The sequence below is a fragment of the Nocardioides sp. WS12 genome (genome assembly GCF_014108865.1).
Taxonomy (GTDB): domain Bacteria; phylum Actinomycetota; class Actinomycetes; order Propionibacteriales; family Nocardioidaceae; genus Nocardioides.
Genome location: NZ_CP053928.1, coordinates 3585546 through 3606905 on the forward strand (window position 1 = coordinate 3585546; position 21360 = coordinate 3606905).

At 67.2% G+C, this 21360-nt stretch carries 16 protein-coding genes; 6 read left to right on the plus strand and 10 right to left on the minus strand.

Features of this window, described 5'->3' with window-relative positions:
* Window positions 1–4: 4 nt before the first annotated feature.
* A complete protein-coding gene (locus HRC28_RS17460; protein WP_182376718.1) occupies window positions 5–1489 on the minus strand; it encodes an aldehyde dehydrogenase in 1485 nt (494 codons plus the stop codon).
* Between the two features lie 100 nt (window positions 1490–1589).
* Here HRC28_RS17460 and HRC28_RS17465 point away from each other — a divergent pair, with 100 nt between their 5' ends.
* Window positions 1590–2225, plus strand: a complete 636-nt coding sequence (locus HRC28_RS17465; RefSeq protein WP_182376719.1) for a TetR/AcrR family transcriptional regulator — start codon at window positions 1590–1592, stop codon at window positions 2223–2225.
* A 44-nt stretch (window positions 2226–2269) separates the two neighbouring features.
* On the opposite strand, the gene HRC28_RS25660 is transcribed toward HRC28_RS17465, so the two are convergent.
* Window positions 2270–2485 (minus strand): hypothetical protein, encoded by a 216-nt coding sequence (locus HRC28_RS25660; protein WP_202033100.1) that lies wholly within the window; start codon window positions 2483–2485, stop codon window positions 2270–2272.
* A gap of 96 nt (window positions 2486–2581) precedes the next feature.
* Between HRC28_RS25660 and HRC28_RS17475 the strand changes: the two genes are divergently transcribed.
* Window positions 2582–3367 (plus strand): MBL fold metallo-hydrolase, encoded by a 786-nt coding sequence (locus HRC28_RS17475; RefSeq protein WP_182376721.1) that lies wholly within the window; start codon window positions 2582–2584, stop codon window positions 3365–3367.
* A 73-nt stretch (window positions 3368–3440) separates the two neighbouring features.
* On the plus strand, window positions 3441–5006 hold the full coding sequence (locus tag HRC28_RS17480; protein ID WP_182376722.1) for a peptide chain release factor 3: 1566 nt from the start codon (window positions 3441–3443) through the stop codon (window positions 5004–5006).
* Window positions 5007–5012: 6 nt separating this feature from the next.
* Here HRC28_RS17480 and HRC28_RS17485 read toward each other — a convergent pair whose 3' ends face one another.
* The 7 genes from HRC28_RS17485 to HRC28_RS17515 all read right to left on the minus strand — a co-directional run bounded on the left by HRC28_RS17485 (window position 5013) and on the right by HRC28_RS17515 (window position 13503).
* Window positions 5013–5378, minus strand: a complete 366-nt coding sequence (locus HRC28_RS17485; protein WP_182376723.1) for a nitrile hydratase accessory protein — start codon at window positions 5376–5378, stop codon at window positions 5013–5015.
* Complete coding sequence (nthA, locus tag HRC28_RS17490) at window positions 5375–5962, minus strand: nitrile hydratase subunit alpha (protein WP_182376724.1); 588 nt, start codon at window positions 5960–5962, stop codon at window positions 5375–5377. Before nthA ends, HRC28_RS17485 begins: the two co-directional genes overlap by 4 nt.
* Window positions 5959–6684 (minus strand): nitrile hydratase subunit beta, encoded by a 726-nt coding sequence (nthB, locus tag HRC28_RS17495; RefSeq protein ID WP_182376725.1) that lies wholly within the window; start codon window positions 6682–6684, stop codon window positions 5959–5961. Before nthB ends, nthA begins: the two co-directional genes overlap by 4 nt.
* 43 nt (window positions 6685–6727) lie before the next feature.
* Entirely contained in the window at window positions 6728–7534 is an 807-nt protein-coding gene (locus HRC28_RS17500; RefSeq protein ID WP_182376726.1) for a thioesterase family protein, read from the minus strand.
* Complete coding sequence (locus tag HRC28_RS17505) at window positions 7527–11045, minus strand: SbcC/MukB-like Walker B domain-containing protein (protein ID WP_237111544.1); 3519 nt, start codon at window positions 11043–11045, stop codon at window positions 7527–7529. The genes HRC28_RS17500 and HRC28_RS17505 overlap by 8 nt, the downstream gene beginning before the upstream one ends.
* Window positions 11042–11806, minus strand: a complete 765-nt coding sequence (locus HRC28_RS17510) for a DUF4194 domain-containing protein (RefSeq protein WP_237111545.1) — start codon at window positions 11804–11806, stop codon at window positions 11042–11044. Before HRC28_RS17510 ends, HRC28_RS17505 begins: the two co-directional genes overlap by 4 nt.
* Window positions 11807–12012: 206 nt before the next feature.
* Window positions 12013–13503: a DUF3375 domain-containing protein gene (locus tag HRC28_RS17515; RefSeq protein ID WP_182376728.1), complete on the minus strand. Its 1491-nt coding sequence runs from the start codon at window positions 13501–13503 to the stop codon at window positions 12013–12015.
* Between the two features lie 426 nt (window positions 13504–13929).
* On the opposite strand from HRC28_RS17515, the gene HRC28_RS17520 reads away from it, so the two are divergent.
* From HRC28_RS17520 to HRC28_RS17530, 3 genes are read left to right on the plus strand one after another with little or no spacing between them, the layout of a single operon-like run.
* Window positions 13930–15609 (plus strand): SIR2 family protein, encoded by a 1680-nt coding sequence (locus tag HRC28_RS17520; protein ID WP_182376729.1) that lies wholly within the window; start codon window positions 13930–13932, stop codon window positions 15607–15609.
* Complete coding sequence (locus HRC28_RS17525) at window positions 15606–16163, plus strand: hypothetical protein (protein ID WP_182376730.1); 558 nt, start codon at window positions 15606–15608, stop codon at window positions 16161–16163. The genes HRC28_RS17520 and HRC28_RS17525 overlap by 4 nt, the downstream gene beginning before the upstream one ends.
* Window positions 16126–18552, plus strand: a complete 2427-nt coding sequence (locus HRC28_RS17530) for an AAA family ATPase (protein WP_182376731.1) — start codon at window positions 16126–16128, stop codon at window positions 18550–18552. The genes HRC28_RS17525 and HRC28_RS17530 overlap by 38 nt, the downstream gene beginning before the upstream one ends.
* Before the next feature lie 128 nt (window positions 18553–18680).
* Here HRC28_RS17530 and HRC28_RS17535 read toward each other — a convergent pair whose 3' ends face one another.
* The gene (locus tag HRC28_RS17535) at window positions 18681–20765 is read right to left on the minus strand and encodes a family 16 glycosylhydrolase (RefSeq protein ID WP_182376732.1); all 2085 of its coding nucleotides are present in this window, start codon (window positions 20763–20765) and stop codon (window positions 18681–18683) included.
* Between the last annotated feature and the right edge of the window lie 595 nt (window positions 20766–21360).

Here is a 21360-nt window from a genome sequence, read left to right on the forward strand (position 1 = left end):
AAGCTCAGTGGTTGATCCAGACGGTCTTCAGACCGACGTACTTGTCCAGCGCGTGCAGGGAGAGGTCGCGGCCGAATCCGGATCCCTTGAAGCCACCGAACGGGGTCCAGGCGCTGAACGCGTCGACGCCGTTGACGGTGACCGTGCCGGCGTGGATCTGCTCGGAGAGGCGGTGGGCGCGCCCGAGGCTTCCGGTCGCGACAGATGCCGCGAGGCCGTACGCCGAGTCGTTCGCCAGGGCCAGTGCCTCGGCCTCGGTGTCGAACGGCGTGATCGCGAGGACCGGACCGAACACCTCCTCGCGGGCGAGGGTGGAGGTCGGGTCGACGTCGTCGAAGACGGTGGGCTGCACGTAGCTGTCGCTGCCGTCGCGGGTGATCCGCTCGCCACCGGTGACCAGGCGCGCGCTTGAGTCGCGGGCCTCGTCGACGAAGCGCATGATCGCGTCCGTCTGCTCGGGCGAGACGATCGCGCCCATACCGGCTGCGGGGTCGAGCGGGTCGCCCGGTGCGTACGACGCCGCCTCGGCCGCGACGAGCGAGACGAACTCCTCGTGCACGGACCGCTCGACCAGCACCCGGGAGTGCGCCGAGCACACGGCGCCCTGGTTGAACCAGATACCGGCTGCGGTGTGCTTCGCGGTCTCGGCGAGGTCGACGGCGTCGGCGAAGACGAGGTGCGGACTCTTGCCGCCGCACTCGAGCCACACCTGCTTGAGATTCGACTGGCCGGCGTACTGCAGGAAGTAGCGACCGACCTCGGTCGAGCCGGTGAAGGCCAGGACGTCGACGTCCGGGTGCAGCCCGAGCGCCTTGCCGGTGGTCTCGCCGAGTCCGGGGATGACGTTGAGGACGCCTTCGGGGATACCGGCTTCGACGGCGAGCTCCGCGATCCGCAGGGCCGAGGACGGCGACTGCTCGGCGGGCTTGAGGACCACGCTGTTGCCGACCGCCATCGCCGGCGCGACCTTCCACGCCAGCATGTCGACCGGGTAGTTCCACGGGATGACCGCGGCCACGACGCCGAGCGGGACGCGGCGGATCAGTCCGAGCGTTCCGGGCGGCGTCGGCGCGACCTCGTCGTTGATCTTGTCGATCGCTTCGGCGTAATAGCGGAACAGGTCGACCGAGAACGGCAGGTCGAGGTCGTGGGCATCGGCGACGCGCTTGCCCATGTCGAGCGAGTCGAGCACCGCCAGCTCTGCTGCGTGGTCCGCGAGCAGGTCGGCGAAGCGCAGCATCCGCTCCCGGCGGAAGCGCATCCCGGCGCGGCTCCAGACGCCGGAGTCGTACGTCGACCGGGCGGCTCGTACGGCGGCGTCGACTCCCGCGGCGCCGGTGTCGGCGACCTCGCTGAGGAGTTCGCCCGTGGCCGGGTTGCGGTTCTCGAAGGTGGCCTGCCCGGCCTCCACGAAACGGCCGCCGATGAACGGGCGGGTGTGGAGGGTGGCCTTCGCCGCCTCCTGGACCCAGTCCTGATGTGAACGCACGAGTGATCCTTTCTTTGCGCTTCACCGCAAATATGACCCAGCCCACACTTGCTGTCAATGCCTGACCCGAATTTGGGGAGCAGGGCGCTACCGTGAGGCCATGGCGCGACGCAAGGACCAGACCGCTCGACGCGAGCACCTGATTTCGGCAACCCTGAAGACGATCGCCACGCACGGACTGGCCGAGGCGTCGATGAAGAACATCGCCGAGGAAGCGGGCATCTCCCCTCGGCTGATCGCCTACTACTACCCCGAACTGGACGACCTGATCGAGGCCACCCACCAGGCAGCGACCGATCGCTACTACTGGTCCCGGCAGCGCGACATCGAGGGCGAACTCTCCCCCACCGCGAAACTCGCACGCCTCATGCACTCCGGACTCCCCCGTGGGGATGACCTCCTGCTCAGCCAGGTGCTGGACGAGATGTCGGTGAGCGCGAGCCGCAGCCCGATGCACGCCACCTTGATGACCCTGCTCTTCGACCGCGAGGTCTCGCTCTACGCCGCCGTCCTCGACGTCGGGGCGGCGCTGGGTGAGTTCGAGCTGACCGACTCCTCCGACGTCATCGCCCGCAACTTCGTGGCCCTCGAGGACGCCCTCGGCCTGCACCTGCTGGCGAACAACTCATCGATGACCCTGGCCCGCGCCGAGCAGCAGTTGGCCAGCTACGCACGGGCCACCACGGGCGTCAGCATCTCGCCCGCCGCTGCGTCGTCCGGGCGAGCCAAGGACTGACCCTCCAACTGCGGCATGCCGCAAAGAAATCGGCTTGCTAGGTGTCAGCCGAGGCCGACCGGCCGGGAAGCTGTCCCGTCTCGCTCGACCCCCAGGTCGAACCCGCCCACGGCGGCGGCGATCTGCACCATGCGTCCCCCGATGCCGAGGTCGGTCTGTTCAGCCACCGCGGCGTCGAGGATCTGGCGTACCTCGGCTTCGACGCTGCGCCCGTGGGCTGCTGCCCGAGCCTTCAACGCCCGGTAGGTCTCGTCGGACAAATTTCGGATCGTGATCGCAGCCATCGCCGCCCCCTGTAGTCAGATGCCACCACGATATCCGGGCATTTCTGGGCTGCCCGCCCCTAGATTCTGGTCATGGCTCCCACCAAGATCACCCACATCGGCGGTCCGACGACCCTCATCGAGGTCGGCGGCTGGCGGATCCTGACCGACCCGACGTTCGATCCGCCCGGCAAGCGCTACTTCTTCGGCTGGGGTACGACGTCGCGCAAGCTCGTGGGTCCGTCGATCGCCGCGGCGGACCTCGGCCCGATCGATGCCGTCCTCGTCAGCCATCACCACCACGGCGACAACCTCGACCCGTCGGCGCAGGCGCTGCTCCCGACCTGGGGCACGACGGTCACGACGAAGAAGGCCGCAGCGAAGTTGGGCGGGAACTGCGTCGGGCTCGCGGCATGGGAGACCACGTTGCTGGAGGCACCGGGCAAGGAGAGCATCACGGTCACCGCCACGCCGTGTCGGCACGGACCGGTCGGCAGCGAACCCATCACGGGGCCGGTGATCGGCTTCTCCCTCGCCTGGGCAGGTCAGGAGCACGGCGAGCTCTGGGTCACGGGCGACACCGTGCTCTACTCGGCCCTGCGCGAAGTCCCCTCCCGGTTGAAGATCGGCACGATCCTGCTCCACCTGGGGTCGGTCCGCTTCCGCTACCTCTCGGGCTGGTTCCGCTACACGATGGACGCCCGCGAGGGCGCAGAGCTGATCGAGCTCGTCGACCCGGCACACGTCGTACCCGTGCACTACGAAGGCTGGTCACACTTCCAGCAGGGCCGCAGCGCAGCGGAGGCAGTCCTGGGACAGTCACCCTTGGCTGACCGGGTCACGTGGCTAGACCCCGGCGAGTCCAAGGTCGTCGAGTAGCCGCGACGAAGGAGCGGCGTATCGAGACGCCGGCATTCTCGGGACCGCCCGGCGAACCGGTAGATTTCGGCCAGTGTCCGACACTCGTCCCCGCCGTACCTTTGCCGTCATCAGCCACCCCGACGCCGGCAAGTCCACGCTGACCGAAGCGCTGGCGCTCCACGCGCGGGTGATCACCGAGGCCGGAGCGGTCCACGGCAAGGGTGACCGCCGTGCCACGGTGTCGGACTGGATGGCGATGGAGAAGGCCCGAGGTATCTCGATCACCTCAGCCGCGCTGCAGTTCGTCTACCGCGACCACGTCATCAACCTGGTCGACACCCCCGGCCACAGCGACTTCTCCGAGGACACCTACCGGGTGCTCTCGGCGGTCGACTCGGCCGTGATGCTCGTCGACGCCGGTAAGGGCCTGGAGCCGCAGACACTCAAGCTGTTCAAGGTGTGCGCGCTGCGCGGCATCCCGGTGATCACGGTCATCAACAAGTGGGACCGGCCCGGCCTCCACGCGCTCGAACTGATGGACCTGATCCAGGAGAAGATCAAGCTCCGTCCCACTCCCCTGACCTGGCCGGTCGGCGAGGCCGGTGACTTCCGGGGCGTGCTGGACCGTCGTACGGGCGAGTTCGTGAAGTACACCCGCACCGCCGGTGGCGCGACCCGCGCACCCGAGAAGCGGATGGGCGCTGACGAGGTCGAGGAGAACGACGCCCAGGTGTGGGCGCACGCCGTCGAGGAGCACGAACTGCTCTCGCTCGACGACGCGGACCACGACCAGGAGCGCTTCCTCGCCGGCGAGACGACGCCCGTCATGTTCGCCTCGGCGCTGCAGAACTTCGGCGTCGCGCAACTGCTGGACCTGCTGCTGGACCTCGCCCCCGAGCCCCACGAGACCCCGGGTGTCGACGGCTCGGTACGCCAGGTCGACGACGACTTCAGCGCGTTCGTGTTCAAGGTGCAGTCCGGCATGAACAACGCCCACCGCGACCGACTGGCCTACGCGCGCATCGTGTCCGGCTCCTTCGAGCGCGGCATGATCGTCACCCACGCCGCCAGCGGCCGCCCGTTCGCGACGAAGTTCGCGCAGGCCGTGTTCGGCCGCGACACCACCTCGGTCGAGACCGCTGAGCCCGGCGACATCATCGGCTTCGTCAACGCCCAGGCGCTGCGGGTGGGCGACACCGTGTACGTCGGCGACGCGATCGAGTATCCGCCGGTGCCCTCGTTCGCGCCGGAGCACTTCATGACCGCCACCGCGGGCGACATCAGCCGCTACAAGCAGTTCCGCAAGGGCATCGAGCAGCTGGACCAGGAGGGCGTGGTGCAGGTGCTGCGCTCCGACCTGCGTGGCGACCAGTCGCCGGTGTTGGCAGCCGTCGGGCCCATGCAGTTCGAGGTGGTCGAGGACCGGATGCTCAACGAGTTCAACTCGCCGATCCGTTTCTCGCGGCTCGACTACCAGGTCGCGCGCCTGACCGACGCTGACGGCGCTTCCGCGCTCTCGGGGATCCGTGGCGTCGAGGTGCTGCAGCGCAGCGACGGCTCCTACCTGGCGCTGTTCGTCGACCGCTGGCGGGCGCAGGTCACCGCGCGGGACAACCCGACGGTGATGCTCGAAGAGCTGCCGGCCGGCGGTAACTGACCCGCCTCAGTGGCCGTGACCGTGGCCGTGCTCGTCGTCGCGATGGTCATGGCCGTGCGGTCGGGCGAGGAAGGCATCCGCCCGCTCCTCGACCTCGACGGTGCTGAGCGCTGCACCAGCGCTGAGGACGGCTTCGAGCGCGGCCGCCCAGCTCTCCCAGTAGGGCCGGTCCTCGTCGGCGGCGATCTGCGCGATCAGCTGCTGCCGGAAGTCCTCCCACGCGAACCGTCCGTCCTGGCACAGCGCCAGCACGATGCCGAACGCGCGGCGTTCCCACGGCGCATCGAACACGATGGCGCCGTTGTCGCGCGGCGGGGAGACGGGTCCTTCGAGATCGACGTCGATCGTCGCCTGCTCAGCCTGTCCCGTCATGAGGCAGGCACCTTCGCGACCGCGACGCCGATCATGGAGTCCCGGCTGACCAGCGCAGCCAGCTCCTCGGCGCCCAGAGCCTCGGTGCCGGGCGGGCGTTCCGGGATCACGAGGTAGCGCGCTTCGGCCGAGCTGTCCCACACCCGGACCTTCTTGGTCGCCGGCACCTCGAGGCCCATCTCGCCGAGGAGCTTGCGTGGCTCGGCGACCATCCGCGACCGGTAGGCATCCGATTTGTACCAAGTCGGCGGGAGCCCCAGGACCGGCCACGGGTAACACGAGCAGAGCGTGCACACGACGACATTGTGGACCTCGGGGGTGTTCTCGACCGCGACGATCATCGCGCCCTCGGGACCACCGAAGCCGAGCTCGGCGATCGCCTTGGTGCCGTTGGCGAACAGTCGCTCCCGGAAGGCGGGGTCGGTCCAGGCGCGGGCGACGACCTTCGCGCCATTGAGCGGGCCGACGTTCGTCTCGTAGTGCTCGACGATCCTGTCGACGACCGCGGGGTCCACCAGCCCCTTCTCCACGAGCAACGACTCGACCGCCTCGACCCGGATCGCGCGCGCGTCGTCGGCGGTCATCGTGCCTCCAGGTAGGACTCGAACAGTTCGATGCGGACCTCGGTGTCGGGCTCCGCAGCCTCGCCCCACAGGTCACGGCCGTCGAACGCCACCGTGTAGACGTGCTGGGGTCGGCTCCGGCGGCCCACCGCCCGCGCATCCGAGAACCGTGCGGCCCCGCTGGCGGCGACGATCGTGCCGGGCTTCCCGGTGACGTAGCCGGGTTGGCGCGTGTGGGTCTCGATGCGCACCGAGCGCACCCGGACGGCGTCCCCGACCTTGAAGCGAGGCCGACGGATCGTCGTACGACGGCCGCCGATGAGGCGCGGCATCACCTGTGCGGCCATGAAGCGCGGGAGAGTCGGGTGGGCGACCAGCTTCAGGGCGGTGCCTGCCATGGCCGTCTGGAACTTCCGCACCCGGCGTCCGGGCAGGGACGGTTCGCCGTCGATGCGGGCCTGCACCTCGCCCGACCTGAGCCAGCCCAGCTGTTCCAGTTGCAGCTCGAGCCCCCGCAGCCAACGCCAGTAGTACGGCGCCAGGTAGTCCTCGCGGGAGATCTGCTCCATCGCCCAGCGGGCCGAGTCAAGGTCCGGTCCGGTGGGGTTGAGGACCCCGCTGACGAAGACCGTGCAGCCGAAGGCGCGGCGCTCCCAGTCGGCGTGGAAGGCCGGCTCCCCGGGCTCGTGCGCGACCGGGCCGTAGAACTCGGCGCGGCCGCCCATGTCCGCCAGCGTCGTCATCTGCCGAAGATAGCGGCTGGCGGTCGCTCCCGGGATCCCTTCGTTACGAGGGGTCGCGGCGTTCGCGCATCACCAGCGTCTGGATCGCGACGCCGATGGGGCCGTGGGCGTCGTACAGGCGGGTCAGGGTCGTACCGACGCCGCTGCCGTCGGGCTGCGTCGCCGACGACAGGCCGATCCACTCGCCCACGGGTGCGCGGTGCAGGTGCACGTTGAGGTCGGCGTTGGAGAAGAGGTACTTGTCGGGCGGGAGCACCCAGCTGAGCCCGTTGCCGAAGTCGGCTGCGGCGACGGCGCGCATGGCGGCCGAGGTCGCCTCGCCTTCGATCAGCGGCACCGACGGCCGGAACCAGGCGGCGGCCGGCCCGGGCTGCGTGGTGTCACCCTGCGCGACCAGAATCTCCATGGCGGTCTCGTAGAAGGAGATGCCGCGGGGCATGCCCGGGATGAGCAGGCGCTGGGTGCAGTCGTCGGGGCCGGGCAGGAGTTGCGCCGGCTCCCAGCCCGGGACGTCCGGAAGGTCGAACGCCTGTCCCCGGATGAGCAGGGCATGCGCCCGCGCCACGAGTACGTCGCCGGCGAGCAGTTCGATCGTGACGCGGGTCGTGGAGCGGGCGGGATGGACCTCGGTCCTCGTGGTCAGCGGCGCGACCGGCACGGGCTTGATCAGCTCGATGGTCAGCCGCGAGAGCTGCCAACCGGGCTCGTCGACTGCGGACTCGGCGAGGTGCGCCAGCAAGCCGCCGGCGGCGCCGCCGTGCTGGGCGCGTTCGTCCCACGGGCCGCGGGACAGGACGCTGGGCAGCCACGTCTCCCCCTCGCGGGTGAAGACGGCCGTGGCCTCACTCATCGCCGGTGTCGCCGCTGTCGTCGGGCGCATCGGTGATCGGCGTGATCCACGACTGGTGGGTCGCGGAGTTCTTGGTGATCGCGAGCAGGTCGTCCATGTGCGGCTCGAGGCCGGTGACCTTGTCGAGCGGGACGCCGATGATCAGCTGGAACCCGAGGCCCTTCCAGGCCTGCACGGCACGCCCGGCGAACTCGGAGTCGGCCTTCACGAAGCCTTCGTCGAGGAAGACCGGCGCGAACCGCGGGCGGTGCCGCATCTCGTCGCCGAGCCGGAACCGCAGCGCCGAGCCGACGATGAAGGCGACCAGCTCCTGGCTCTCGCCGCCGGACTTCTCCCCCAGCGTTCGGTACGTCGCCCGGAGCTCGCCGGTCAGGTGGTCATAGCGTTCGGCGCTGATCTCCACGTGGCGCCGCACGTCGAGGAGCCGATCGCGGTCACTCGTGACCGGGCCGGCTTCGCCTGCCTGGGCGGGCTTGCGCAGCTGGTTCATGAACCCGCTCAGCAGCGTGAACCGCTTCTCCAGGTCGGCCTCGGCGAGCTCGGTGGTGACGCCGGAGGACAGCGCACGGAGGTCCTTCATGAAGACCTGGACATGCGCCGGCGAAAGTCGCCGCAACCGGATCCGCAGCCGGTCACTCGACAGGCCACCGAACTCGAGGCGCCGCAGGATCGCGTTGATCGGCTCGAGCCGGTCCTCGATCTCCTCGATCGAGGCGGCCATCGCGCCAACGAGAGGCACGAGGTCCTGGCCACTCCATTCGGTGAGCCGGCGTCGCCACTCGGAGCGCCGGTCGGCGAGGCCCTTGCCGCGGATCTCGTCGAGGATCCGCGCGTAGTCCGGGTAGGAGTCGGCGGTGCCGCCGAGGTTCGGCGAGTCCCACTGGAACTTGTAGTGCTTGAAGATCAGGGCGAGGTCTTCCTCGCACCGGCGGATCTCGGCCTCGACCTCGCCGACGGCGCCCCGCAGGCGTTCACCGAGTCGGTGCGCGTTGTCGCTGAACCGGTCGAGGTCCTCCGGGTCCGCGGGTGCCGCAGCAGCCGCGAAGTCGGCCGCCAGTGCGGCTGCCTGCTCGTCGGTCAACTCAACCGCACCACCAGACTCCATCGCCTGGAGCCGGTCATTGACCATGTCCTCGGACTCGACGAGCTCGCCGTGCGCGGAGTTCAGGTCCTTCTGCGCCTGCTCCAGCCCGAACCGCTGCTGCCGGGTCGACTCGAGGCGGACGACCAGGTCGTCGATCTGCGCCTGCAGCACCTGCAGCTGGTCGTCGGAGGTGAGGATGTCGGAGCGGCGCTGCTCGAGCTCGGCGATCCGCCGGTCACTGCCCGTCACGTCGACGTCGTCGAAGCGCACCATCGCGATGGCGTCGTACGCCTTGCGCTGGAACTCCAGCAGGCTCGCCCGCCGGTCCAGCTCGGCGATCCGGACGTCGAGCTCCTCGAGCTTCCGCTCGCTCGCGGCCAGCTGGGCGTCGATCTCGGCGATGGCGTCGCCGTTGGAGAAGCCGATGATGCTGCGCTGGTCGTTGCGCCCGTGCGTACCGCGCAGGCCATTACGGGTCTGACCGGACGCGGTCACCCGGAAGCCGCCGCCGTCGAGGCCGTCGGCGGTCTCGACGCACAGGGCGTTGCGGGCGGATTCCTCGACGTGCTGCTGCACCCAGCCGGCGAACGGCGAGTCCTTGAAGAGCAGCTTGCCGGCGATCCGCTCGGGGTCGGACGGCCCGGTCTCGGGGAGGTCGAGCTCGACGCCCTGGAACGTCAGCCGACCGCGCAGGCGAACCCCGTCGATCGCGGACGAGAAGTCCTTGAGCCGGTCGAGCGGCACCAGCATCATCCGGGCCGTACCGCCGAGGACGGTCTCGATGGCGGTCCGCCACCGCGCCTCTTCGGGCGCGACGTCGATCAACTCAGCGACGAACGGGAGCTCCTCGACGCTGAGCCCGCTGGCCGCAGCGACCTCGGCACGCAGCTCGTGGAGGTGCGCCGGCACCCGACCGGCGCGGGACTCCAGCGAGTCCCGCTCGCGGCGCAGGCTGCCCTGGTCGTTCTTCAGCGGCACCAACCCGTCGCGCACCTTGTCGCGCTCGGCGCGGAGAGCGGCCTGCTGCTCGTCGCCGTGGGCGAGCCGCTTGCGCGCCTGCACCTGGAGCTCGGCGAACGCCGAGGCGGAGTCGAGGGCGACCTCGAGGTCGGGGGCGTCGGCGTCGGTGAGCCCGACGAGCGGGTAGACCCGCTCCTCGAGCTCGGCGAGGCGGTTGCCGCGTTCCTCGCGGATGACGCGTTCGTGGTCGATCTGCGCGGCAAGCGCCTGCAGGTCTCCCCCGCCGGCCGCCCGGTGCGCCTCCTTGGCGGCCTCCAGGTCGCTGGCCAGCGTGGACTCCAGCGCCCGCGCGGTGGTCAGGCTCCCGGTGGTCGCGCTGCGGGCCGCCCGGTTGCTGCCGACCTCGGCCTCGAGGAGGCGCCGGTGGGTGCGCAGCAACCAGAGCCGCAGGGGCGTGTCACCGGCGAGCGTGACGCCGTACGAATCGAGCTCTGCGCGCCTCCGGGTCGCCACGACCCGACGCTCGTGCAGGTCGGTGATCGGCTCGAGCAGCTCGAGCTTCTGCTCCTCGGTGCGCATTGCGACGTACGCCGCGTCGAGGTCGTCGAAGTGCTCGATGGCCCGGTCAGCAGCGGCGTACGTCGCCGGCCGCTCCAGCACCATGTCCTTGTAGAGCTCGTCGACGCTGCGCACCTGGTTGCCGGCCTGGATCCGCGCGAGCAGCCGCAGCGCCTTCGCGCCGTCCCCGTTCGCACCGATGCCGAGCCGCGCGTGCAGGACGGCGGAGTACTCCGCATAGGTCCGGTGCACGCGGATGCCGGGGAAGAGCTTCTTGAGGGTGTTCGCGTGGAAACGCTCGGGTACGGCGACCTCGAGCGCGTCGAGCGCGAGCGCCCCCTCGTGGGTGGTGAGCTGCATCTGCACCTCACCGGAACGGGTGGCGCGGCGCGGGACGTAGTAGGTCCGCAGCGCCGTGAACCGGCCGCCCTGGTCGTTGACGAACGTCATCGCGACGGCACCCCAGGTGTCGGTGCCCTTGCCCCGCAGCAACTGCTCCTCGGGTCGCCCGGTCTTCGGGTTGTCGATCACATCGACGGCACCGCGCAGGTACGACAGCAGGTTCCGCTGCCCGACGCTCCGCGCCCGCCCGGCGACGGCGTCGTTGGAGGCACCGTTGAACTTGGTGTCCGACGGCATCATCAGCGCCGTGTAGGCGTCGAGGATCGTGCTCTTCCCGACGCCCGAGGCGCCGGAGATCATGGTCGTGTCGCCGCGCAGCGGGACGACGGTCAGTCCCCCGAACCCACCCCAGTTGACCAACTGCAACAACGACGCCCGCCACTGCACCGTGTCGTCCGCCGGCGTCGCCACGACGTCCTCAAGAAACAACCCGTCTTCCGGCAAGTTCGTCGAGTAGTCCGAGCCGCCAGGCGAGGACGTATCGAGACGCTCCTGATCGATGCTCACTGGCCCTCCAAGTTCGTCGAGCCGTCAGCCAAGTTCGTCGAGTAGTCCGAGCCGCCAGGCGAGGACGTATCGAGACGCCCGAGACCCTCCTCGAAAAGGTCCGCATCCTCTTCAGCCACGACCTCGGTTCCGTTCGCCTTCTGCAACGCCTCCAGCAGCTCGGCCAGCAGCTCCAGCGGCATCAACGGCTCCACGGCCTCACTGATCTCGTACCGGTCATCCCCGACCGCACCGATGAGCAGCCCGGACTTCACGACCGAAGCAACCGCATTGCGCGCCCGCTTCTCGTCCCCGGCCTCGTCGGTGGCGTGCATCGGGCGGAACGTCGCGATGTAGTCGACGATGTCCTCGCGGTCGATGAACACCCGCACGTCCCCACTCGCGACCCCGGCCCGCAACCGGTCGCGCAGGTGCACGAGCACCAGCGTCTCCTCGCGGGTCCACGCGGCGTCGTACAACAGGGTCGGGAAGCGGCTGGCAGTCTCGGAGATCGCCTGGCGCTTCCACGCCACCTCCCGGCCGCGGTCGATGGCGAGGTCGAGGAAGAGGTCGTTGAGCCGCGACCGCAGGACGCGCTCGTTCTCGACCAGCACCTGCCAGTCACGCGGGTGGGTGCGCGCGCTGATGAAGCGCTGCTTGAGGAGCGTCACGAGCGCGTGCCGCTGCCCGTACTCCAGCCCACCCTCATCCCCCTCGAACAACGAGACCGAGTCGTCCTCGAACTCGCCTTCGTCCCGGTGGTTGAGGTGCGAGGAGCGCAAGCGACGAGCCTCGAAACCCCCGGCCTCACCATCGTCCGCCAAACTCGTCGAGAAGTCCGAGCCGCCAGCGTCAGCCAAGTTCGTCGAGTAGTCCGAGCCGCCAGGCGAGGACGTATCGAGACGCCCCCCGTCCTCGTCCCGGTGGTTGAGGTGCGAGGCCGCCCGCGGCCGAGCCTCGAAACCCCCGGGCTCTACATCCAACTCGGTCATCGGCGCGACTCACTCTCAGTCAGGTCAGGGTCAGGAATCGCCATCCGCGGCACCGAGAACGTCCGCTTCGACCCATCCGGTCGTACGGCGGCGAACTCCTCCGCCACGTCCTCGGTCTCCCACGCATGGTCGGCGGCCAGGTGCAGCAGGCCGAAGATCTCCACGGGCCGGCGCAGCGACGGCTCGAGCCCGTCGAACAGTTCACCCAACGAGCCAGCAGGCAACAACGCACCCAGCGCATCCGACAACCGCTGCCGCAGAACCGAAAGCTGCGGCCCACCCTGCGCCATCAGCTCAGCGAGGGACAACGAGGGTCCGTCGTCAGACTCCGCAACACCAAGCCGCTCCGGCAGTACGTCGTCCGCCGGGTCGTAGAACCGCTCGCGGAGGTGATCCAGGTTGGTCCGCAACGGCAACAAGGAGACGTCGTGGGTGGCGCGCGGCCCAGTGGTCGCCATCCAGCCCATCAGCTCGGACTCGACCTGCCGCAGCGTCTGCTCGAGCTCGCGATCGCGCGCGGCATCGTGGGACACGATGTACTCCCGCAACGTCGCCGTCACCCGCGACCGCTGGGCGAGCACCCGGTCCAGTCCGTCCCGCACGAGCCGGACGGTTCCCCGCAGCTCGGCACGGTCGGCGTCGCCCAGGATCCCGTCGGACAGCGGGTGGTCGAGCAGCGCGGTGAGGTCCTCGCGGAGCTGCGTGACGAGCGCGTCGTCGCGCAGCAGCGCGAACGCCCCTTCGAACGCCCGCCCTTCGTGGGTGGCGGTCATCAGCGCGTCGGCGCGGGCGAGGTAGTCGTCGATGACCTGACCGGCTGGCCGGTCCTCAGCCCGGAATGCGGCCAGGATCTCGCCGCGGATGGTCGCGAACCGCTCCTCGACCCGGGCGAAGTCACTGGGCAGTGCGGAGATCAGGGAGAGGAGTTCGGTGTACCCCTCGAGCATGTAGTCCTCGGTGGCGCTGACCATCTCTGCCCCGTCGACCAACCGGTCCCGCTCGGCCTTGAGCCGCGCGATCTCCTCGTTGAGCAGGGTGACCCGAGCGCCACGGTCAGGGTTCGCCTCGGAGTTGAACCGCCGCACCGTGCCGAGGATGGTCGCGATCCGGTGCTCACTGAGCGTCGCCCGGTCGCGGGTCATGGACTTCACCAGCTCGAGCGCCTGTTGCGCGTGCGAGGTCAGCGTGTAGACCTCGTTGCCGACCTCGTCGAGCGATCGCACCAGCCACTGCCCGCGCATCCACCGCTGACAGATGTCCCGCCCACTGCCCGCCGGTACGTCGCTCTCCCCCGCAGCACGAATCGCGGCGAGGTGCTCCTCGACCTGGCTGTGCAGTCGGGCCGTCGGGATCGGCTTGTTGTTCCGCCCGAACGCCGCCCGGAAGATCGTGATCACCACCGGCGCCTGCCGCTGGTGGAGCAACGTCAGGGTCGGCTGCGCGAACGCACCCTTGACCCGCGCCAACTCCCCCGCGATCTCGCTCACTGCTGTCGTGCCTCCCCTGGCGTTCTGACCGGAGGGTCAGCATTCCAGAGGGGTACGACGGCGGCTCGGTGAGGCCTGTACGGGCAACTCAAACTGAGTGGAGGACGTGCGTCAGTTCGCCCACTTTGGGCGCCCCAGTTCGCCCACCTTGGGCGCCCCAGTCCGTCCACGACGACATGGGGAGACACCCTATGGACCGCCCGCTTGCGGCGGAGAATGCCGAATGAGACGGCGCTCAGGGAAACAAGGACTGGCCAGGCGCTGTGCCTCCTCTGGCGACCAAACTCGCTCGCCTCCCCATGAGGATGCGATTCCACGCAGACGGACGACTCGCACGTGGGAGCATGTGCGGGTGGACCACCCCCCTGCGTTCCCCGCAGCCGCTGCAACGGCTCCGGCACTATGACGGTGACTCCGCTGAACACGGTGTCCGAGGTCCTGGCCGCGTTCGAGAATCGATTCACTGAATTCGCGGACGGATTCGCCAATGGTGAATACGTGCTGTGGCTTGGCTCAGGCATCTCACGGGAGCGGATGCCTCCCGTTGACGCTCTCGTCGAGGACGTTGTCGAACTCCTTCGAAACAACGCAGACCGCAGCAACCCCTCATGCCGTTTCAACCTTGCTCTTGAAAGAGTGCTCGACCTGACCTCTCTCTCAAACGAGGCGCGAGCAGCAATCAACTACGACGCGCCCGTAAATGAGTGGACTGGCCGCGGCGATGTTGTGCGCTCGCTCGTTGGCAAGTACTCCGAAGTACTCAACGTTCGCGTCCCTGGCGAACCCCGCGACTTCCTCACCTGGACCGGACTTAACGTCCCAGGCACTTATGGCAACCCCGATATCGCCCCCGACGTGGAGCACTACTGCATTGGCGTTCTGATGCTCGAGGGCGTGGTCGACGGAGCTGCAACCTCCAATTGGGATGGATTGATCGAGAAAGCCGTCAAAGACCTCACACCGGATGCGGACCGCTTGCTCCGCGTGGTCGTGAAGAGCGACGACTTTCGGGGAGCCGCAACCCGTAGCGTCCTCATCAAGTTCCACGGGTGTGCAATCCGGGCCGTGGAAAATGAAGGCCAGTACCGGGACCTGCTGATCGCACGAGAGCAGCAGATTTCGGCTTGGTCAGAGGACCCTGCGAATCGGTACATGCGAAACCAACTTGAATCCCTACTTTCGGGCCGTAATACGCTCGTGGTCGGGCTCTCGGTTCAGGACGCGAACATGCATTCCATGTTTGCGGCGTCGGCGCGCGACCTCGCCCGGCACTGGCCCAGCAAACCTCCAGCGCTGGTCCTGAGCGAGCGAGGCCTGCATTCTCGGCACCAACTCGCGCTCGAACTTATCTACGGCGACGACTACGACAGCCATGAAGAAGACATCGTGCGCGGGGCGGTCCTCGGGTCGTACGGCAAGGAGACCTTACTGGGCCTCCTGATGTGGACCTTGACTGAGAAGTTGGTTGCGCTCGTCGATTCCATCGGCGCCGCGGCTCTCAGCAATACGGACAGGAGTCGTCTGAAGACTGACCTCCGGGCCGCCAGAACGACCGTTGGATCTCTGGCTGCAGATCCGACGCAGTTCCTTGAACTCGTTCTCGCGAACGTGAAGGCAACCATGTCGATGTTCAGACATGGCTCGCCGGCCGATGGGCCGCGCGGCTACGAGCCAGTGACCGCAGTGCCAGCTTCAGAGGCTTTGGCGGATCCGGACTTTCCGGCGGCACAGTTCGGGCGATTCGCGGCGGCACTCTCGTTGCTCAGTCGCGGCCATCACGCCTCTGAATGGGAAGTGGAACCGGACCCGGCAAGCGGAGCCGTCGTGGTTCGCTCTGCGGCAGATGCAAAGCGTGTCTTCGTCGTCCGCGACAGCCGGCAAGCGCTCGCACTGGAGAAGGCCGAAGACTTTGACCCTGACGACGATGTCAACGTCGTCATCTACGCCGACCGTCAGGTCGCTCGATTAGCGCGATCGCCTCGCGGCTCTTATGGACGTGTCGGACGGGTCGGCGCCATTCGATTCAGCATTGAGAGCATCTGCGACGACGCTGGTTCTGCGGATGATCTGTACGAGGAGTTCAAGATGGCAGGAGCGTTCGGGTGAGCGGCATCGACACGGTACTCGGCGTGTTGGAGAGCAACGGTTACAAACGGCTTCCTAAGCCGTTGACGGTTGCGGGCACACAGTTTGAGTTCGAAGCCGCCGTTTCCGGTACGGACAAGTCCCAGGACCTCGTCATCGTCGCGAGCCGAGAACTGCCCCCACGTCGTCTCCTCCGCCTCGTCGCGGTTCTCGCTCGCAGCCTCGACGTAATGAACTCAAGGCGGCCAGTGACCGTTCTCATTCTCGGGAGCATCGGTCCTACTGAAAAGGCCGAACTGGAACGGCACGCCCGGATCCTCGTGCTCGGCACGAACGAACCCACAATCGAGGAAGTCAGACACGCGGCCTCAGTACTGCTTCCGCTCAGCCTGCCATCGGTGAGTGTCGCTGGGCGGGACCCGATCAGCGAAGTGTTTGAGATTCTCAGCGTTCAGTTGACCGACGAGCACGTAGCGCTGATCCGGTCCGCGGCCGGCGGTGCGGCCCACGTCGAGACAGCGCTGCGGAAGTACGTAAATGCTGCTGTCAGGGATGGGGCTGACGTCGATGAATGAACGCCCACTGCGGAGCCTCACGGTTGCGGACTTCCGTTGCATTGAAGGACTCCGCCAGTTCCCGCTCGACGCGCCCGTCGTCTTGATCCACGGGCCCAACGGCACGGGGAAGACGAGCCTGCTGTCGGCGCTAGAAATGGCGCTAACTGGGCGTGTTAGTTCGATGGCGAGACAAGACGAGACGTACACGGCGCACCTGCCCTATAAGGGCCAGCCGTTCGCGATGGTCCAGGCGGGCGTCGAAGGGTCGGTCCGTCCGGAACCAACGGAGCGGATGACGATTGCGGGTGCCCGGGTCACAGGCCAGCCCGCTCTCGACCCAGAGGAGGCCCGCTTCTACAGCGAACGTTGCTATCTCGACCAGTCGTCTCTGGGTCGGCTCCTGGAGTTGTATCAGCTCCGGGAAGGTAAGCAGGAGTCGCTCCTCGCACGGTTCGTCAACGAACTGCTAGGCCTTGAAGATCTCGACTCACTACGAAGCGGGCTGCAGGCCTCAACTCACCTTACGCAGTTGAAGAAGGTCGCTGACCGTCTGGCCCAGGCCGACGAGGAGGCCAAGCGCATTTCTCGCGAGGAAGTCGATGTTTCCGCGCAACGGGACGTCGCACGCGTCGAACTCGACAACGCAGCGACCCAGACGTCTCACCTCCTCGCCAGCGCGGGCATCGCCGCCGTCAACACCGATGTAAATGCGCTGCTCGAAGGCGCTCGTCGAATCGAACCGGCGGATGTGCCTCGGGTGCCTCACGGCTTAGAGGTTGACCGGGAACTCGCGGCCCTCAGGGGGCGGATTGAGGTAGTGGCTGACCGCCCAACAGCGCAGCGACGTGCCAGCAGTCAAACAGCGCTCGAGGCCGCTTCTGCTCGCTTCCAAGGGTGGAAGTTGCACCAGCGGCCCCTTATCGATGCGTGGATTGCTGACGCACGCGCCGCCGGCATCAGCACCGACGGCCCGCTTGCAGACGGGATGGCGGCAGCGCTTGAGGGGAACGCTGCCGCGCTCACTCGGCAGGACACGCTGCGCCTGCAACGCGCGCAAGCTGTGGACTACCTCACCAGCCATCAGTCGGCCTTGGACGAGCTCGAAGTCGAACTGTCCGAAGCCCAAACTGAAGCAACATCGATGGTCGAAGGACTCGCCGCAGTCCGTTCCGTCGTCACCGATGACATTTGTCCAGTCTGCGACCGCGACTTCGGCGAAGTGGCAACCGGCCACCTATCAGATCACCTCGACAGCAAGATCACCCGACTTGCGGAGCAGGGGACGAAACTGGTTGGCCTGCACGATCGGCGAAGCCAGATTGACCAACAGGTCGACAAGGCGAGGCGGGAACTCGATGCGTTCGACGGCCGGCTTCTGCCGCCGGAGCGAGTGGCGGAGTTAAGCGAACGTCAGTCGGCGCTGGAGGCGCTAAGTGTGCGCCTCGACAACCTCGGCCCCGCGATGCGGGAGGGCGAGGAAGCGGAGGCTCACGCGTCCGCGGCGTCGCGCTCCCTCGAAGCACTTCAGGTTGCCGACACCGAGCACGAATACATCAGCACCGAACTTGCGCGCCTCGCTGATCTGCTCAACACCCCAATCAAGGAGAGCGATACGCCGACGGCCGCCTGCGCGCGCCTGGTGGCCGCGTCTGCTGCCGCGATCGAGAAATTGCAACGTGAAGACACCGCCCGCCGGAACGTTGCCGACGCATCACGTCGCCTTGGCGCCGCGAAGGAATCATTCGACCGGGCAACCACTCGGGTCGCCGAGACGGTCCACCGGCGAACTGTCTGGGACGGGTACGTCAACGAGGCGAAGCGTCGTCAGAAGGTTGCCCGCGAAGTGTTTGACGCGGCATCCAAAGCGCGCACGACGATCGTGCAGAGCGTGTTCACGGATTCTCTGAATCACGTGTGGGCGGACCTGTTCACTCGGCTGGCGCCGAGCGAGGAATTCGTTCCCGCGTTCGGCGTTCCGTCAGCGACAAAGACCGCCCTTGAGGTCACCCTCGAAACCCACCTTCCGAACGGCGACCCCGGTGGCCCGCCCCAGATGATGCTGTCCGCCGGAAACCTCAACACCGCAGCCCTGTCGCTGTTCCTGGCGCTCCATCTCGCCGTCGAGCCTCTCGTTCCTTGCCTGGTGTTCGATGACCCGGTGCAGGCCATGGATGAGGTGCATGTCGCTCAGTTCGCGGCCCTCATCCGAACGTTGTCAAAGCAAGAGGGCCGTCAGGTCGTCATCGCCGTACACGAACGGGAGCTGTTCGAGTACCTCGCGCTCGAACTAAGCCCCGCTTATCAAGGTGACAGTCTCATCACAATCGAACTCGGTGACCGCAGCGCTGACCCGGACGAGGGCATCACCCACCTGCACTACGCCGAGGATCGTGCTTTCACGAGCTGAGCGACAGGTCGTAGGTCCCAAGTAACAGCCGCCGGTTGAGTCAGATTGCCGTCAGGGCGATCCGCCCACTTTGGCCGAGATCACAGCGCCCACTGTTTCTCGGCGGCAGATCTGCCAGAGCGGCCTAATCACGGTGCAGCCACCTGTCGCTCCTCGGGAGAGCCAAGCCACTGGTGCCCGTCGATCCGCATCGTGCGAACCAGCGCCTCGGCGGGGAGGGCAATACGACTGATCTTCCCGGCTAGCTCCCGCGACCGGGTCGGCCACACATTGATGTTCAGTTCCATCGGATACTGCGGGATCGGAGTGGGCGCCCAAGTGACTCGCTCATGAACGATCCGACCATCCACGCGCCAGCGAATCATCTCGGGCTGCCACTCGATCTCATATAGGTGCAGGTCCTTCGACGCATCGAAACCGAGATCGACCAGCATTGGCGTTCCTCGGTAGCCGTACTCGAACTTGTCCCCCGGGAGCCCGGGGTTGTAGAAGACATTTACCAGCATGTGCCGTGGCCGATGACCTGGGAATTCAACGTCGATCTCTTGACGCGGATTGTTCCGGTGCAGGAAGAACCCGGTCACGATGCCTGGTGCTGCCGCGGGCTGAATCTCGGCGGAGAATGTGCCATATCTGTAGGTGGCTTCACTTGCGATCGCGGCGGCAGAGAAGTCGCGCGCGGGACTCGACTGCTGGCGGACCGTGAGTACGAGCAGGTCGTCGACGCAACGTACGTTCGAGGGCGTGAAGACCGCGAGGTTTCCTGGAAACGTGTCGTCGCGCGTTCGCCAGAAGTGGTCCGCAGAGTTAGGTACGAGGGCGGACGCGGTCGGATCGGAGGGGCCGTCGTCGTTCCGGACGGCCGAGGCTGCCGCTGCGCGCACTCCTTGCCAGTCGCGGTGCGGGACGATCCAAGGCATGTTGTCCCAGCGCATCCGATGTACGGCCGCAGAATCTGCACCGGTGACGGCCACGGATTCACTCGAATCCAAGCCGCGCGGCAGATCCCGCGGGACCGATTCCAGGGCTCCTGACGGCCACGAGTGTGCGGGGTATTCCTGCCCGAGGAACGCCGTCAACTCTTCCCATTTGTCTGGTGCTTCAGGGTCCAGCAGGAGTGATGCCGATGCGGGTACCTCACCCAAGTTCGAGGCTGTGGTGGTGATGAACCTGGCAGTCGGGATCCGGGTTGAGAGTGCCGGCCAGACGTCCGGTGCGACCTCGGCAATGTTGACGTATGCATTGAAGATCCTGCCTTTACCATCGCCCCTAAGGCGCCCGCGCTCTTGTGCCGGGAGTTGCTGCAAGTCTGTGAGAACGCGATATCCGAGCATGGACAGCGCAACCCCGATCGCCGCGACGCCCGTCCCAGCGGATCCGGCCACGAAGACAGGACCTGGCAATGCGCGGCGTGCAGGCAGAAGCGGCTTCTCATGCGCGATGGCGCCGACCTGCGCCAAGAGCGGAAGAATCGAGTAGCTATTCGATGAAGCGTCCGCCCCTCGTTGGCCAACAATCGATTCGCGCGTGGCGAGAACTCTCAGGCCATCGAACTGGTGGTTGATCCACAGGTCCACAGGGCCGCGCACGGGGAGACTAGCCAGCAGCCGCTTCGCACCAGACTTTGAAAGTACGTAGCCGGAGAGTTGCCACAAGCCGGTGCGGGGCGCGAAGACCTGTCGTGCAACGTCGTGGACCACGCCGGTCCTGTGCGCCTTCTTGTAAGACACGTAGAGAAGATCAAACATCGACTCCGGTGTTGCAGACGTCTGCGACTCGTGACCTCCCTTGGCCGCAGTCGTCGACGCGACGACATCAGCCCAGGCGGCGGACATGTCACGGCCGAATCTCCGTGTGAAGAATCCATCGTCTTCGAGAACAAGGGAGTAGTCGACGTCTCCCTCGGCGACGCGCCGCCACACACCGATGTGCGAGAGAGCAACAGCCACTTCCTGAGGCGACATCGTCACTTCTCGGGCCAGAGTCGCGGCGTCCGTGCTGACTTTGGCGTCTGGTTGCACGAAGAGCTGCTCGGCGAGCGTGTACGTCGGATCAACTACATCAGCGTTCGCAGGGAGGTCGAGATGCCGGGCATCCACGGCAGAGAACCGGCGGGTTAGGTCAGATAGGGGGGAGCCGTCAGCGCCTCTGACCCGACCGAGTTCGGACCGAATGCGACTCCAGCGGTCGGCCTTCCGATCGAGGTTGATCACGAAGACTCGCTGGATGTGCGGGCCCGGTCCGCGAGTGCCGCTGAACGCCGTTGCTGACGTGCTTCCGAGTCGCCGGGAAGCAACTGCCCAACGGTGACGGAGCTGCTCAAGCAGATCGCCGGGTTCCGTGAGGTTCAACGGCGTGACCCAGTGCCGGCAAACGCGGCCGAGATGGTCATTCGTTCACGTTCCACAAGCGCCATTTCCTTCGTCGTGGGTGTGCGACCCGTCGGCCACGCAGACGCCCCAATCGACTTGGTGGAGTTCCAAGACCCGAGGGCGCTGACCGTTGCAGACCCGACCCTAGCGAGGACCCCCGACGAGTACCGCCGACCCGACGGCTGACCAGCGCTGGGGTTGGAGACTACGAATCCATCCGCTGACCAAGCACCAACGTGGTCTCCGCTCCGACGGCTGCGGAAAACTCGCACTGATGGCGTCCTCACATCGCAATGCCCTGCGCGGGCAATGGTTCAGTGCACACTGATCGCGGCCGTCGACCACAGCGAGGAAAGCCAGGCGATGCGGCTGAGAGCGACAAGCTTTGGAACCTCACAGGTGTATAGACAGTCGCGAAGGCTATTGATGGCGGCGG